Source organism: Clostridium sp. (assembly GCF_051654825.1).
In the GTDB taxonomy this organism is placed as follows: Bacteria; Bacillota; Clostridia; order Clostridiales; family Clostridiaceae; genus Clostridium.
Window position 1 is genome coordinate 1 of sequence record NZ_JBOFYU010000123.1, and the last position, 17,197, is coordinate 17,197.

The window sequence follows — 17,197 nt, forward strand, 5'->3', positions numbered from 1 at the left end:
AGGCATTTTGATTGCTATCTATAGCTATACCATAGCCAGCATCATCATTGTTGCCACCAATATATGTTGAGTAGATTAAGCTATTTGTACCACTCAAAGTTGTATCTATTTTAGTTAAAAATGCATCAGAATTTCCTTGATAAGTGCTTTGATATGCATTCTTCACTGGAAAATTAGAAGAATATGTGTTACCTGTTATATAAGCATTTTGATTATTATCTACAGCTATACCCGATCCATAATCAGAACTACTGCCACCAATATATGTGGAATATATTAAACTATTTACTCCGCTTAATGCAGTATTTATTTTTGTCAAGAATACATCAATTGTACCTTGTAAACTACTTTGATATGAATTTTTCAAAGGATAGTCAGTAGAATATGTGTAACCTGAGATATAAGCGTTTTGATTGTTATCCACAGCTACACTCTTACACAAGTCATAATTATTGCCACCAATATATGTTGAGTATATTAAGCTATTAGTACCACTTAAGGTAGTATCTATCTTAGTTAAGAATGCATCATAGACTCCTTGTAAGGTGATTTGATATGCATTTTTAACTGGAAAATTAATAGAGGAGGTGTATCCTGCTATATAAGCATTTTGATTATTATCTACAGCTACACCACTACCAACATTATCATTATTGCCACCAATATATGTTGAGTATATTAAGCTATTTGTGCCACTTAAAGTAGTATCTATCTTGGTTAAAAATGCGTCACGAATTCCCTGAAAAGTGCTTTGGTATGAATTTTTAACTGGAAAATTTAATGAATAGGTAGATCCTGCTATATAAGCATTTTGATTATTATCTATAGCTACACCGTTCCCTGTATCAGAATTACTGCCACCAATATATGTTGAGTATATTAAGCTATTACTACCACTCAAAGTTGTATCTATTTTGCTTAAAAATGCATCCGAACTTCCTTGTAAAGTATTTTGATATGCATTTTTCACTGGAAAATTAGATGAAGAGGTGGATCCAGTTAAATAAGCAATTTGATTATTGTCTACAGTTACACCATAACCAACATCATCACTATCTCCACCAATATATGTTGAATATATTAGACTACTTACTCCACTTAATGCAGTATCTATTTTAGTCAAAAATATGTCACGACCTCCTTGCAAAGTAGATTGATAGGCATCTTTTATTGGAAAGTTAGTAGAAAGCGTGGATCCAGTTAAATAAGCAATTTGATTATTGTCTATAGTTATACTATAACTTCTATCATCATTGCTCCCTCCTATATAGCTTCCATACATTAATACAGGGTCTATTATCAAAATCTTATCTTTGTTATAATCAGATATATTAAAAGTAACGTTATTGTTTTTTATTAAAAAGCTACTATCTATTTCTATTTCAGTATCATTTATATATTGATATACCTTAGGTCTTAACATTACAACAGTATGATCTTTAATAGTTATCAATATATTCTCATCATTATCTAAACTTATATCATCAGCCCCATCAAAACTTATCTCTATACTATTGATATTAGCATTTGGGCTTACTATAAAGTCGTGTTCTAGTTTACCTTGATTTTCATAGTACACTAAATCTATTCCGTTATATATATCTTTATATATTATTTTTTCATAGATAGGTACATTTAGACTCCAATCATTTTCATCATTGCCTTTGATGTAGTTTATTTTACAGTCAAGTTCATTTAAACCTGTAATTTCAGGATATTGATTTGCATTTTCTAATGTTATTCTCAATACGCTAGTTTCATATTCTTTTATATTGTTTAATCTATCATTTTGATCATTTGTATGTTCTTCTTTTATTTTAGTTAAGGCAATTACTATTTCTTCTTGTGTAAAAAATGTTGTATTTATACCATTTTTTAGTACAAATCTTACATTTTTATCATATTGGCCTATATTTTTTTCAAATATAAATGGTATATTACTTAGAATATTTGATTTATTATTCATAGTAGTTCTCCTCTTTATAATATATCGTAAAATCAACTCTATATTAGTATATATATTCTTATGATATTTGTTGATAGAGTGATAGTTTTATTTTGTGTGTTTGTCCATTAATGTTGTTATATTGAAATTAGTTTCATTAAATATGACAATATTAACGAAAATAATGAAAAAACATTAAATAATGAAAAAAAACTGAAAATGTTTTCAAAGTTATGTTATTTTATTGCAAAGCAACTAATATTTAGTTACACTTGAGGTATAAAGAAGGAATATAAACAGATAAAATTTAACTTTAGAAAAGTATAAATAGGAGGTAGTTATGTTAGAATACTCTGACAACTCAGTACTTAAAAATCTAAAGTTAAGATATGAGAGTTTTACTAATGCAGAGAAAACGATTGCTAGTTTTTTTATCAACAACAAGGAACAAGGAACATTATCAGCAAAGATAGTATCTGAACAATTATTTGTTTCAGAAGCATCATTATCAAGGTTTGCAAAAAAATGTGGATATAAAGGATTTAGAGAATTTATATTTGAATATGAAAAAAACATTAGTAAATACAATAAAGAAGAAATTTCAAATCTAGTCATCAATACATATCAAGACTTGTTAGATAGTTGTCATAAAATGATCAATCAAAATCAAATGAAAAAAATATCACAATTATTATCAAAATCAAATAAAGTATGCGTATTTGGTATGGGAAGTTCAGGAATTGTAGCTGAAGAGGTTCATCTAAGGTTTATGAGGCTTGGATTAAATATTGAAGCTGTTCATGATTCTCATAGAATCAAAATGCTATCATCACTTGCTAATCAGGAAAGCGTTATTATAGCTATATCTCTAAGCGGTATAACTAAAGAGATACTTCAAGGGATTAGTATTGCTAAGTCTAATGGAGCAAAAATCATAATGATTACATCAAATAAATCATTTCATCTATTAAGTTTTTGTGACGAAATTATATTAATACCAACAATTAAAGACCTAGAGGCTGGAGACTGTATATCACCTCAGTTTCCAATATTAATAATGATAGATGTATTATATACTTACTTCATTAATAATGAATGTTATTATCAAACAAAACTAAATACATTAAATGCATTGTATAGATTTAATGATGAAGAAGTTTTGGTTTAATTTGTATTACTGGGTATTTAAAAATACCTTGAATAAATTATATCTCAAAAATTAAAAAGAGAGGATGATGTTATGAAGGCTAAAAAGTTTATTAGTTTAGCAGTTGCTTCATTAATGGCTATGAGTGTAGTTGGTTGCTCAGGAGCAAGTGATGAAAGTGCAGATGAAAAAGGCAGTACACCAAGCAAACAACAAGGTCAAGCAAATACGCTTTACACAAATGGAGGTCCAGAAGAATTTTTTGAAACTCCATGGTTAAACCCAGGTACATTTGTTTACAACAAAGTATTATATGACAGACTAATATTTGCAGATGAAAACTTAAACCCAATACCTGGAGAAGGACAATTAGCTAAATCATATGAATTATCAGAAGATGGTAAAAATCTTAAATTTGAACTTAGAGAAAATCTTAGTTGGCATGATGGAAAACCTTTAACAACTGATGATGTTAAATGGAGTATAGAATATAGTTTAAAAACTACAGTTTTAAATAGTGTATTTGCAAATACATTTAATAAAATAGAAGGTGCAACTGAATATATAGAAGGAAAAGCTGATCAAATATCAGGTATTATAGTTGATGGGAATAATATAGAGATAAAGTTTAAAGACTTAGCTCCAGATGCATTACTTACATTTACACAATTTGCGATACTTCCTAAAGAGCACCTTGAAAGTGTAGACCCTGTTACATTCCAACAAGCAGAATTCTTTAGAAATCCTGTAGGTTCTGGACCATTTAAAGTTGAAGAGGTAAAAATGGGTAATTATACAACACTTGCAGGGTTTGATAAATACTGGGATGGTGCACCATCATTTAAAATGCACTTAAATCCAAGTCCTGGAGACAGTGATCCAAACTTAGTAACAAATGCAAAAGCTGGTAAATTAGATTATTCATATACTAAAAACATTGCAGATGTTAAAGCTTTAGATGGAACTGAAGGAATGGATATAGAGAAGGTTGATGTTAGATATACTAGATTATTCTTCGCTAATAAATTCCCAAAAGCTGATGGAAGTAAAGCTCCTTTAGCAGATAAAAGAGTTCGTCAAGCTATAATGTATGCACTTGATATGGATTCTATACTTGAAGGTATATTTGAAGGTGCTGCTATACCTGCAAATAGTTTAACTCCTAATGGATTAGATAAAGTGGATGGACTTAATAATTATGAGTATAACCCAGAAAAAGCAAAAGAATTACTAAAAGAAGCTAACTGGGATCCTAATACAGAGTTAGATGTTGTTTATTACTATACAGATCAACAAACTGTTGACTTAATGTCAATAATACAAAATAGTTTAGCTCAAGTAGGAATAAAGATGAAATTCAGACTTGTTGAAGGTGATTTAGCTACATTATTATGGTCACTTCCTAAAGATCCAGTAAATGGACCAAGTGCTGTTGATTTTGACTTATGCTATGGTGCAACAGCTGCATTATCTATGCATGAATATTATGATAGATATCAAACAGGTGCTGCGCTTAACTCTCATACTCCAGGAGTAGCTGAGTTAGATGAATTAATAAAAGCGACTAATGCAAGTATAGATCCAGAACAAACTAAAAAAGCTTTCAATGAACTTCAAAAATATGAAAATGAAGAGTTATTTGCATTACCACTATACTATCAACCAGTATTTGTAATTAAGACTGATAAGATACAAGGTATGCCAGAAAAATTAGGGAATCCTCAATTTAACTACAAGTGGGATATACACAAGTGGACTTTAGCAGAGTAATATAGATAGAGATAAATAGATAAGTTAATTAAGAAGTTATATAAAGGGTTGTATAAGTTTTATACAGCCCTTTAATAAAATAAAGGAGAGAAGGTATGTTTAAATATACAGTAAAAAAGATTCTTGGAATGATTCCTATGTTGTTTATAATTACTTTTATTATATACTTTTTACTTGATTTAACTCCAGGTGACCCTGTTTCTCATTTGATGGACCCAGAGGCTTTGGCTAGACTTTCAGAGGAACAACTATTAGCTCTTAGACAAGCTTATGGACTTGATGATAGTTTTTTTATTAGATATTTTAAATGGCTAGGGCAATTACTTCAAGGGAATTTTGGATATAGTTCAAGTAGTGGTGTTCCTGTGATTCAAATTATAAAAGATACTTTACCTGCAACTCTTGAATTATCAGGAGCAGCGTTAATAATTTCGACAGTTTTAGGTAGTATACTAGGAGTTTTAGGAGCGATAAGAAGAGGCTCTATCGAAGATAATGTAATGACTATCGCTGGTATGATTGGTGTATCTATTCCACAATTTTTCTTTGGAATGGTTGCAATACTTATATTTTCTTTGAATTTAGGTGTACTTCCAGCAGGTGGTAGGATGGTACCTGGAATGGAAGGCTTTATGGATAGAATAGAGTATTTAATACTTCCTTCACTTGTACTTGGTTTATCAATGACTGCAGGGGTTATGAGATACTCAAGAACAAGTATGTTAAATACTATGAATAAAGAGTACATAAAAACAGCAAGAAGTAAGGGACTTCCTGAATGGAGAGTTAATTTAGTTCATGGATTTAGAGTAGCACTTACTCCTGTAATAGTACTTGTTGGGTTTAGATTACCAACTCTTATAGCAGGATCTGTTGTTATAGAATCTATATTCCAGTGGCCAGGTGTTGGAAATGTGTTTAATACTGCAATAAGAGCAGCAAACTATAATCTAATAATGGTTATAGCATTAATGTTTGTAACAATGGTTTTAATAGCAAGTACTTTAGTTGATATATTTACTGCTATTTTAGACCCTAGAGTTAAACTTGAAAAGTAGGGGGTATTTTATGATAAGTTTATCACCGAAAAAAAGATTAAATGATAAATTTGATAAAATAAAAGAAAGAGAAGAAAATAAGAGCTTTAAAGAGCCAAAGAATAGATTAGTAAAGAAAATGTTTTCTAATAAGCTTACAACAATAGGGATTATAATATTTTCTATAATATTACTTGCTTGTATATTTGCACCTATTTTGACTCCATATGATCCACTAGCAGTAGATATGAAAAGTATACTAAAGCCACCATCAAGTAATCATCTACTTGGAACTGATAAAATAGGAAGAGATATATTTACAAGAATTTTATATGGCGGTAGATTATCAATACTTATAGGATTTGGTAGTGCTTTAGGTTGTGCTGTAATAGGAGTTGGACTAGGATGCTATAGTGGATACAAGGGTGGCATACTAGATAGAGTTTTAGTAAGAATATCAGAGGTGTTTATGTCATTCCCTCAACTTATATTAGTACTTATGTTGGTTTCAATAATAGGTCAAAGTGCTTCAAATATAGTTATAATATTTATTATTTGTGGGTGGGGTAGTGTATTTAGAATGGCGAGATCTCAAATATTATCAATTAGGGAAGAAGAATATGTTCAATCTCTAAAAGTATTTGGGTTAAATGATTTTATTATATGCTACAAACATATGCTTCCAAATATAATAGGACCAATAAGTGTAAACATAACATTAAGTACGGCAATGTTTATACTAGAAGAAGCAGCCCTAAGCTTTTTAGGACTTGGAGTTCCACTTGAAATTGCAACATGGGGTAATATATTAAATGCTTCACAAGATTTATTTACACTTCAAAATAACTGGTGGATGTGGTTACCTGTAGGTATAGTTATATCATTATTTGTAATGAGTATAAACTTTATAGGAGATGGTTTAAGAGACTCTACAGATCCAACAAGTGTTGAATAAGGGGGATATCATGGATAAAATTATTACAGTTAATAACTTAAAAACATATTTCTATGCAAACAATAGATGTAATAAAGCGTTAAATGGAGTATCAATGGAACTTAAAAGAGGTAAAACACTATGTATAGTTGGAGAATCAGGATGTGGTAAAAGTGTTACAGCATCATCAATAATGCAGTTATTACCGAAGTTCTCTAGAATAGAAGAGGGAGAAATAATATATCATAGCGAAAATGGTGACATAAAAATAAATGAATTAGAAAGAAATTCAAAAGAAATGAGACTTCTGCGTGGAAAAGATATAGCTATGATTTTCCAAGATCCAATGACAGCATTAAATCCTGTATATACAATAGGATGGCAAATAGTTGAGATGATTAGAGCTCATGAGAATATATCTAAAAAGGAAGCTAAAGAAAGAGCGCTAAAATTACTACAAGATATGGGAATACCATTAGCTGAGAAAAGAATTGACCAATATCCACATGAGTTTAGTGGTGGTATGAGACAAAGGGCAATGATTGCTATGGCAATGAGTTGCAATCCAAAGATACTAATAGCTGATGAACCAACAACTGCACTTGATGTTACAATACAAGCGCAAATATTTGAACTTATGGAAAAACTTAAAAAAGAATATAACACAGCTATAATGCTAATAACTCATGATATGGGTGTTGTGTGTGAGTTAGCAGATGATGTAGCTGTTATGTATATGGGTAATATTATAGAAAGTGGTAGTGCTAAAGAAGTATTAGAAAATCCAGCACACCCTTACACTAAAGCTCTATTAAAATCAATACCTATACTAGGAAAAGGGGCAGAGCAAGATATAAACCCAATAAAAGGTGCTACTCCAGATCCATTTGATAGACCACCAGGATGTCAGTTTGCGCCTAGATGTGATTATTATATAAAAGAATGTGATGATAAAATGCCGAATGAAGAGTTTATAAATAGTGAGACTCATATGGTTAGATGTGTTAGATGCAAGGAGGTGGCGTTAAATGTCTAAGGAAGTTTTACTTACTTTAAATGGAGTTAAAAATTATTTTCAGGTAAAAGAAGGTTTCTTTTCTAAAACTAAAAATTACGTTAAGGCAGTAAATGATGTTAATTTAGAAATATACAAAGGAGAAACCTTAGGCTTAGTTGGAGAATCAGGATGTGGAAAAACAACTTTGGGAAAAACAATACTTCAACTATATAAAGCCACTGATGGAGAAATAATATACAATTTTGAAGATGGAGCTAGAGATTTAACTAAACTAAAAAAAGATGAAATGGACTTAGCAAGAAAGAAAATACAAATAGTATTTCAAGATCCACATTCATCTTTAAATCCATCGTTTACAATATATCAATCATTGTCTGATCCCCTTAAAAAGTTTGGAATAAGCTCAAAGGAAGAAAGAAGAAAAATAATAGGTGATTTACTAGAAGCAGTAAATATGAGAAGAGAATATATGGATAGGTATCCACATGAATTTAGTGGAGGTCAACGTCAAAGAATAGGCATAGCTAGGGCCTTATCTATAAATCCAGAACTAGTGATATGTGATGAAGCAGTATCAGCACTAGATGTATCCATTCAAGCACAAGTCTTAAACTTACTTAAAGAATTAAAAGAAAAACATAACTTAACATATATATTTATAACCCATGATTTAAGTGTAGTAGAGTACATTAGTGATAGAATAGCAGTAATGTATTTAGGCAAAATAGTGGAACTTGCAGATGCAAAATCTCTATATAAAAATACTATGCATCCATATACTAAAGCGCTTTTATCAGCAATTCCAGTAGCAGATGTTAATCATAAAAAAGAAAGAATAGTATTAGAGGGAGATGTACCGAGTCCTATGAATCCACCATCCGGGTGTTTTTTCCATCCAAGATGCAGACATTGTATGGACATTTGTAAAACAGAGACACCTGATATGAAATCATATATGGTAGATGGTAAAGAACATTTTGTTGCTTGCCATTTAGCGGTAAAAGAGATGGAAGAAGGTGTTTTGAATGAATAAAAAAGAAATATTAAAAGATATAAAAGGTAAGGTTATAATATCATGTCAAGCATTACCGGGAGAGCCATTATATGTAGAAGAAAAATCTATAATGTATCTTATGGCTAGAGCTGCAAAACAAGCAGGTTCGCCAGTAATAAGAACCAATAGTATAAGAGATATAATAGAAATAAAAAAAGAAACAGGTTTACCTGTAATAGGACTAATAAAACAGAACTATGAAGGTAGTGAAGTTTATATAACACCAACAATGAAAGAAATAGATGAGTTAGTTAAAGTTGATACTGATATTATAGCTCTTGATTGTACTTTTTCTAAAAGACTAAACAATGAACATATAAATGATTTTATAAAAGAAATAAAAGAAAAATATCCAAAGGTTTTATTAATGGCTGATATATCAACTTATGAAGAAGGGATAAATGCATATAAATGTGGAGTAGACTTTGTAGGTACTACTCTCAATGGATATACAACACAAAGCAAAGAACTTAATATAGATAATGTAGAGTTAGTATCTAAATTATCTAAGGAAATATTAATACCAGTAATAGCGGAAGGAAGAGTTCACTATCCACATCAAGTAAAAGAGATGCTTGGTGCAGGGGCATATGCTGTAGTTGTAGGAGGCGCTATTACTAGACCTTTAGAAATAGCACAGAGATTTATACAAGCAGCTAAAGGAGAATGTAGTTAATGAATTATTTATGTATAGATATTGGAGGAACCACAGTAAAAATAGCTCTTTTAAATAAAGAAGGTGAGATTTTATCATCAGATAAATATTCAGTGAGCTTCGATAACTATGAAACACCAATACTAAGTACTGTATTAAAATCAATAGATACATTTATTGATAAATATAATATAAAGCGTTTTGAAGGAATAGGAGTATCGGCTACAGGTCAAGTAGATATAAATACTGGTACTGTAGTAGGTACAGGAGGTAATATAAAAAACTATGAAGGAGCTCAGATAAAAAAAGAGCTAGAATCTAAATATAACGTGAAAACAACTGTGATAAATGATGCAAATGCTGCAGTTCTAGGGGAGTTATTTTTAGGTAATGGAAAAGGATACAAAAACATTGTAATGATAACAGTAGGAACAGGTGTAGGTGGAGGAATAGTAGTAAATGGAGAAGTACTAAATGGTCATTTAGGTATAGGTGGAGAATTAGGCCATTTTTCTATAAATAATAAAGGTATAAAATGTAGTTGTGGAAACAACGGATGCTACGAAAGATATGCCTCTATGAGTGCACTTATAAAAATAGTAAAAGAAGAATTAAACACTGATGATATAAATGGTAAGGAAATATTTGATAAAGTACCATATGATAACAATATAAGAGATATAGTAGATAATTGGATAGATGATATATCAGATGGATTAGTATCACTGGTTCATATATTTAATCCACAAATAATACTAATAGGTGGGGCTGTTAGTGAACAAAAGGAATTATTTATAGATAAAGTAAGTAAAAAGGTAAAAGAAAAGGTAATGCTAAACTTTGCTAAGAACCTTGAGATAAAGGGCGCAAAACTAAAAAATGATGCAGGTGTAGTAGGAGCATTATACAACTATTTAAAGGATGGGGAATAAGATATGAGTTATTCATTAGATAAATTTAAAAATATAACAGTAGCATTAAATACACCATTTAAGGAAAGTGGAGAAGTTGACTTAGATAAAACAAGAGAGTTAGTAAACTATTTATATAATAAAGGAATAAGAAGTTTATATGTATGTGGAAGTACAGGAGAAGGATTTTTACTAGATAACGAAGAAAGAAAAGCTGTTGTTGAGACAGTTTGTGATGAAATGAAAGGTAAAATGACTATAATCGTACATGTAGGAACTGCTAGTACAAAGCATGCATGTGAACTAGCAAAACATGCAGCTGATTATGGTGCAGATGCAACTTCTGCAGTACCGTGTGTTTATTATAGATTAGGGGAAGAAAGTGTATACACTCATTGGACTGAAATAACAAAAGCAGCAGATATACCATTTTTCATATACAACATACCTCAGCTAACAGGATTTAATTTATCAGATAATATACTAAAAAGAATGTGTGAAAATCCAAAAGTATTAGGAGTTAAATGTTCTTCAGATCCAGCTCATGATATAGCAAGGTTCAAAGCAATAGGAGGAAAAGACTTCTTAGTGTTTAATGGTCCGGATGAACAATATTTAGCAGGTAGAATGATGGGAGCAGATGCAGGTATAGGTGGTACGTATGCAGGAATGCCTGAGTTATATCTTAAACTAGAAGATTTAATAAGAAGAGAAGAATATAATAAGGCAAAAGAACTTCAAGGAATAATGCTTCAATATGTATATAGAATGCTTAGTTTTGGGTCTTTATATGGATGTGTAAAATCATTGATAAAACTAGATGGATTAGACATAGGAGTACCTCGTTTACCATTTTTACCAGTAGATAGTAAAGATGAGAACTTAATATCACTTTACAATGACATACAAAACACAATATCAGAAACTAAAAATTGGTAGGTGATAAATATGAATATAGTATGTTTTGGAGATTCTAACACTCATGGATATAATCCAGCAAATGGAGGCAGATTTGACAAAGATACTAGATGGACAGGTAGACTTCAAAAGTTACTAGGGGAAGAATACTATGTAATAGAAGAAGGACTAAGTGGGAGAACTACAGTTTTTAATGATCCAATACATGAAGGACTAAGTGGGCTTGATTATATATATCCTTGCCTGATGACCCATGAACCGATAGATTTATTAATAATAATGCTAGGAACTAACGATACCAAAGAACGTTTTGGAGCAAGTGCCCAGGTTATAAGTATAGGTTTATCTAGACTTATAAAAAAAGCACAGGGTATTAAAGAAGCTTTTAGGAACAACAATGCAAATATATTGATAGTTGCACCGCTGCCGATAAGAAAAGAAATAGAAAATGTGGAGTGCTATGCTACTATGGGGAAAGAGTGTTCTAGAAAATCTTATGAAATAATAGATCTTTATGAAAATGTAGCTAAAGAATTAGGGTGTCATTATTTTAATCCATCGCCATACGTAGTATGTAGTGATTATGATTATATGCATCTAGATGAAGAGGCTCATAATGTATTAGCAAATAAATTGTATGAAGTAGTGAAAAACTTAATAGGCAAACCTAAAGAAATTTAGGGTCGCAAAGCTAAAGGGGCTAAGGATAAAATCTATGCTAGCCAGTTGCCAAAGGATATTTATCTTTTGATTACTCAATGTGTATTGGGTTTATTTATGATGGCAACCACCTTTTAGTTAAGGTGGTTTTTAATTTTAAAAAATTAAAATTAGGGGGAATTGAAAATGAGAAAAAGAACAAGAGCTATGACTATAGCACTTTCATCAGCGTTACTGATAGGACTTACTAGTATGTCAAATATAGGTATTATAAATGGAGATAATAAAAATGATGAGAGTATAAAAAGAATACTTTGGGAACACGGTGGAGATTTAGAAGCACAATTTGGGCAACAGAAGAATATAGGGACAGCTGGACTACTTGCAGGTAAGTCAGGGGATTACATAATAGCTGGTGGTGGAGCAAACTTCCCAGATAAACCAGTAGTAGATAGAGGTCCTAAAAAACTTTATCCAGATGTATATGTACTAAAGCAAGAAGATGGAAAACTAAAGCAAGTCAATCATACACAATTAAAATATGAAATAGGATATGGAAGCTCAATTACTACAGATGAAGGAGTCTATTATATAGGTGGAAGTACTGATAACAATGAAGCAAATAATGTGACTTTATTTACAGTTGATAAAAAAGGAAAGCTTAAATCAAAACATATAGGAGATTTGCCTTTTACATTTAGTGATGGAATAGCTGTAAAAGAAGGTAAGTATATCTATGTTGGGTTAGGAAAACAAGATGGTAAGGCAAGTAATAAGATGTATAGATTTGATACAAAAACAGGAAAAACAAAAGAGATAGCAGCTATGCCAGGAGCTGAAACTAGAACTCAATCAGTAGCTCAAATACTAGATGATGAATTATATGTGTTTAGTGGTGGAGGGAGAATATCTAATACTGACGAATTTGATATAGCTCATACAGATGGATACAAATATGATATGGAAGATAATGAATGGGAGCAAGTTTCTGATGTTGAATTAAATGGAAATGATATATCATTATTAGGAGCTAGTTCAGTAAAGATTAATGATGAAGAAATGTTAGTTATAGGTGGATTCAACAAAGAGGTATATGATAATGCAGTTAGCAATCTAGGAAGTTTACAAGGAGAACAGTTAGAAGAATTTAGACAAAAGTACTTTGGGGCTGATCCTCATGAGTTTAATTGGAATAAAAATATATTAATATACAATGCAGAAGACGATGCTTGGAGAAGTGTAGGAGAAGTACCATTTAATGCACCTTGTGGAGCAGGTGTTGTTAAAGATGGAAACAAGATATATTCAATAAATGGTGAAATAAAACCAGGAGTTAGAACTGAAAGAACATTTGTAGGAACAATATTTAACAAGTAACAACACAAAAGCACAAATAGCTTAATTAAGAAAGTATTTATAATACAATAAAAATTAATTTATTTGTGCTTTTATTATGTGCATATTTTTATTAAATAATAATGGGGGGAAACTTAAATGAAAAATAAAAAGGTTATTGCAGGAATAATATCAACCTTAGTTATAAGCAATATATCTGTACCAATACAAGCAATAGGAAACGATAATATAAATAAAAATCCAATTATAAAAAGTTCAGATTTACAATTAAAAAATGAAATAGTAGAAGAAAATATGATATTAAATAATGAAAATATAAGAATAAATAAAAGTGAAGATATACTTAATATATCAGATAAATTAGATCAACTTAAAAATTTAGAACAAGGTACAATAATAGCAAGATTTAGAAGTAATGATGAACTTGATAGTTTAATAGGTATATCAAATTCAACTAAAAATGCAACACATTTTCATATGTATAAATCAGCTGGCAAAGTAGGTGTTGAAATAAGAGATGAATCAAAAGGAATAAATAAGCATATTTATGCAAATGTAGCTTTGAATGAAGGTTTTAATACTATGGCATTCAAAGTTGAAAAAGATAAATCATATTCTATTTATTTAAATGGAGAATTAGTGAAGGAAGAACAAACTAATGACACTAAATTCTTAAGTGATATAGAAGGATTAAATTCTGCATTTATAGGAAAAACTCCACGAAGCTCAGGGAATCAGTATGAATTTAGAGGCGATATAGATTTTATAAATGTATACTCAAATTTAATATCAAATGAATACCTTATAAATAAAACATCTGAAACTAAGCAACCAGAGGAAGATGACAATCTACCAGAAGGAGCATACAAATCAGAGCCAATAGACTTATTTGCACCGGGAAATTTAGGGTCTAATAACTATAGAATTCCAGCATTATATACAACTAAAGATGGTACAGTGTTAGCATCAATAGATGCAAGAATATCTAATGGAGGAGATTCACCTAATAATATAGACACCGCAATCAAAAGAAGCGAAGATGGTGGAAAGACGTGGGATGAAGGTCAAATTATATTAGATTACCCAGATAAAGCATCTGCTATAGATACAGCAATGGTACAAGATAAAGAAAGTGGAAGAATATTCTTATTAGTAACTCATTTTGCATCAGGGTATGGATTCCCTAACTCTAAAACAGGAAGTGGATACAAAGAAATAGATGGAGTAAGATATCTTCAACTATTTGATAAAAGTAATAATGAGTATACTGTAAGAGAAGAAGGAAAAGTATATGATAGTCAAGGCAATGTAACTAATTACGTGATGAATGAAGATAGAGATCTATTTGAAAATAATGAAAAAATAGATAATGTATTAACTAGTACAAGTCCATTAAAAGTACTAGGAACTAGCTATCTTTCATTAATACATAGCGATGATGATGGAAAAACATGGAGCAAACCTATAGATCTTAATAAAGATGTAAAAGTTGATTGGATGAGATTCTTAGGAACCGGGCCAGGTAGAGGTCACCAAATAGAAAATGGAAAATATGCAGGAAGAATAGTATTCCCAGTATATTTAACAAATAAATATGGGTTCCAATCTAGTGCGGTAATATATAGTGATGATAACGGTGAGAACTGGAAAATAGGAGAAACGGCAACGGATGGTAGAGATATGGGCAATGGTCAAATAGGAAATGCCGAGACGCAACAAAGTGGAAATCAATTAACAGAGTGTCAAGTTGTTGAAATGCCTAATGGTCAATTAAAGATGTTTATGAGAAATACGGGAAGTTATGTAAGAATAGCTACAAGTTTTGATGGTGGAGCTACTTGGGATGATGATGTAGTAGAAGATACAAATTTAAGAGAGCCATATTGTCAATTAAGTGTAGCTAATTATAGCCAACAAGTAGATGGCAAAGATGCCATACTATTCTCAAATCCTAACGCAAGTTCTAGAGCTAATGGAACAGTTAGGGTAGGATTAATAAATCAAAATGGAACTTATGAGAATGGTGAGCCTAAATATGAATTTGACTGGAAATATAATAAATTAGTAAAAAATGGTTATTTTGCATACTCATGTTTAACAGAGTTACCTAATGGAAATGTAGGACTATTTTATGAGGGAACAGATAATAAAGAAATGTCTTATACTGAAATGAATTTGAATTATTTAAAATTTAATAGAAATCAAGATGCAACTGCACCTAAAATAGAAGATGTAGTAGTAGTAAATGAAAAAGAATATTACAATCCAAATGATGAAATACAAATTAAAATAAAATTTGATCAAAACATATCTATAATGGGTGATAGAAGTATAGTAATACATATCAATGGAAAAGATATGATACTTAATATGAGTAAATATGAAAATGCTCAAGAGGTGATATTCACAGGAAATATACCAGTAGACGTTAAGGATGGAAATTATCAATTAGCATTAAAAGCTAATGAAAATATGGAAATAATAAATGTATTTAATAAAGTGTATAAATTAGAAATATTTGAAACTCCAATAAATATACAAGTAGGAGAACCATTACAGATACAAACTCCAATTAATATCAAAGTAGAAAACATAAGTGATATAGCAGCAAAAATCTCGTGGGAAGCGCCTCAAAATACACGAGGGTTAGTAGAATATAATATATATCAAAATGGAAAAATGATAGGAACAGTGAATAAAGATGAAGAGTTAATATTTGTAGCAAATAGTTTAAATCCTCAAACAGAATATCAATTTGAAGTTACATCTAAATATGAAAATGGAGAAGAATCAGAAAAAGTATTAATAGATACAACAACTACATCCGCATTAAAGCTACAACAACCGAAAAGATTAAATGCAAGTATAAGTGGAAGTAGCGCTATTATATCATGGGATGTGCCAGACGATATTACAGGTATAGAAAATTATGTAATATATGTAGATGGGAAAAAACTACAATCTGTAGGTAAAAATGAAAATAGCTACATACTTAAAGATTTAAGTTCTAAGGGGAAATATAAGGTGGAAGTAGCATCTGGATACCTAGGAGGAAAAGAATCAAAAACAGCAAAGGTCAATATAAATATGAAATAAATTATGTGAAAATGACAGATTTAATTTAGAGATATGGTAATTTTAAAAAAGAGTAAACCATTGATAATTAATAAGCGCATCTATGGATAAAATAGATACTGACTATATAGAAAAGGATGTGTAAATTATGAAATCAACAATAATAGTAGCAAGTAACAATGAAAACTCATTTAGCAATGAAATAGTAAAGAAATTAAAGTCTAAGCTAGAGAATAACAGTGTAGAATATGAAATAATAGATTTATATAAAGATAAGTTTAATCCAGTAATGACTCAGATAGAGGAAAAACTATACAATGAAGGCAAAACTGATGATGAGTTAGTAAAAAAATATCAACAAATAATTAAGGATACAGACGAATTGATATTAGTATTCCCACTATGGTTTAACAACGTTCCTGCAATACTTAAAGGATTTTTTGATAAGGTATTTATAAAGGAATTTGCATTTACTGAACAAGGAAACAAACCAAAAGGGTTATTAACACACATAAAATCAGGTATGGTTGTAAGTACTTCTGAAACTGACACTGATTTTATAGAAAAGGAGTTAAAAAATCCTATTGAGACAGTCATAGTTAAAGGTACGTTAGGTATTTGCGGTATAGACAATGTTCAATATATAAATATAAATACTGAAAGTGATGACAAAGAAGCATTATTAAATAAATATTTTGGATAAAAATAAAAAAATAT

Annotated in this window: 14 protein-coding genes and 1 riboswitch; of the genes, 13 read left to right on the forward strand and 1 reads right to left on the reverse strand. The window is 30.4% G+C overall.

Annotation, left to right across the window (positions count from 1 at the left end):
* A partial coding sequence (locus tag ACRDBA_RS07565; protein ID WP_438572317.1) for an SBBP repeat-containing protein occupies positions 1-1,966 on the reverse strand: 1,966 nt, incomplete at its 3' end.
* Between the two features lie 319 nt (positions 1,967-2,285).
* Here ACRDBA_RS07565 and ACRDBA_RS07570 point away from each other — a divergent pair.
* From ACRDBA_RS07570 to ACRDBA_RS07630, 13 genes are all read left to right on the forward strand, one after another.
* Positions 2,286-3,113 (forward strand): MurR/RpiR family transcriptional regulator, encoded by an 828-nt coding sequence (locus tag ACRDBA_RS07570; RefSeq protein ID WP_438572318.1) that lies wholly within the window; start codon positions 2,286-2,288, stop codon positions 3,111-3,113.
* Between the two features lie 72 nt (positions 3,114-3,185).
* Positions 3,186-4,862, forward strand: a complete 1,677-nt coding sequence (locus tag ACRDBA_RS07575) for an ABC transporter substrate-binding protein (RefSeq protein ID WP_438572319.1) — start codon at positions 3,186-3,188, stop codon at positions 4,860-4,862.
* 95 nt (positions 4,863-4,957) lie between these two features.
* Positions 4,958-5,920: an ABC transporter permease gene (locus ACRDBA_RS07580; RefSeq protein WP_438572320.1), complete on the forward strand. Its 963-nt coding sequence runs from the start codon at positions 4,958-4,960 to the stop codon at positions 5,918-5,920.
* 10 nt (positions 5,921-5,930) lie between these two features.
* Entirely contained in the window at positions 5,931-6,854 is a 924-nt protein-coding gene (locus ACRDBA_RS07585) for an ABC transporter permease (protein WP_438572321.1), read from the forward strand.
* Positions 6,855-6,864: 10 nt separating this feature from the next.
* Entirely contained in the window at positions 6,865-7,869 is a 1,005-nt protein-coding gene (locus tag ACRDBA_RS07590) for an ABC transporter ATP-binding protein (RefSeq protein WP_438572322.1), read from the forward strand.
* Entirely contained in the window at positions 7,862-8,884 is a 1,023-nt protein-coding gene (locus tag ACRDBA_RS07595; protein ID WP_438572323.1) for an ABC transporter ATP-binding protein, read from the forward strand. Before ACRDBA_RS07590 ends, ACRDBA_RS07595 begins: the two co-directional genes overlap by 8 nt.
* Positions 8,877-9,581, forward strand: a complete 705-nt coding sequence (locus tag ACRDBA_RS07600) for an N-acetylmannosamine-6-phosphate 2-epimerase (protein WP_438572324.1) — start codon at positions 8,877-8,879, stop codon at positions 9,579-9,581. The genes ACRDBA_RS07595 and ACRDBA_RS07600 overlap by 8 nt, the downstream gene beginning before the upstream one ends.
* Complete coding sequence (locus ACRDBA_RS07605) at positions 9,581-10,492, forward strand: ROK family protein (RefSeq protein WP_438572325.1); 912 nt, start codon at positions 9,581-9,583, stop codon at positions 10,490-10,492. Before ACRDBA_RS07600 ends, ACRDBA_RS07605 begins: the two co-directional genes overlap by 1 nt.
* Positions 10,493-10,495: 3 nt before the next feature.
* Positions 10,496-11,410, forward strand: coding sequence for a dihydrodipicolinate synthase family protein (locus tag ACRDBA_RS07610; RefSeq protein WP_438572326.1), 915 nt, complete (start codon positions 10,496-10,498; stop codon positions 11,408-11,410).
* Positions 11,411-11,419: 9 nt separating this feature from the next.
* Positions 11,420-12,070: an SGNH/GDSL hydrolase family protein gene (locus ACRDBA_RS07615; protein WP_438572327.1), complete on the forward strand. Its 651-nt coding sequence runs from the start codon at positions 11,420-11,422 to the stop codon at positions 12,068-12,070.
* A riboswitch (cyclic di-GMP riboswitch) is annotated at positions 12,040-12,123 on the forward strand. It overlaps the preceding gene by 31 nt.
* Positions 12,124-12,235: 112 nt before the next feature.
* Entirely contained in the window at positions 12,236-13,426 is a 1,191-nt protein-coding gene (locus tag ACRDBA_RS07620) for a cyclically-permuted mutarotase family protein (RefSeq protein ID WP_438572328.1), read from the forward strand.
* Positions 13,427-13,543: 117 nt separating this feature from the next.
* Positions 13,544-16,501: a sialidase domain-containing protein gene (locus tag ACRDBA_RS07625; protein WP_438572329.1), complete on the forward strand. Its 2,958-nt coding sequence runs from the start codon at positions 13,544-13,546 to the stop codon at positions 16,499-16,501.
* 127 nt (positions 16,502-16,628) lie between these two features.
* Positions 16,629-17,183 (forward strand): NAD(P)H-dependent oxidoreductase, encoded by a 555-nt coding sequence (locus tag ACRDBA_RS07630; protein WP_438572330.1) that lies wholly within the window; start codon positions 16,629-16,631, stop codon positions 17,181-17,183.
* The last annotated feature ends 14 nt before the right edge of the window (positions 17,184-17,197 follow it).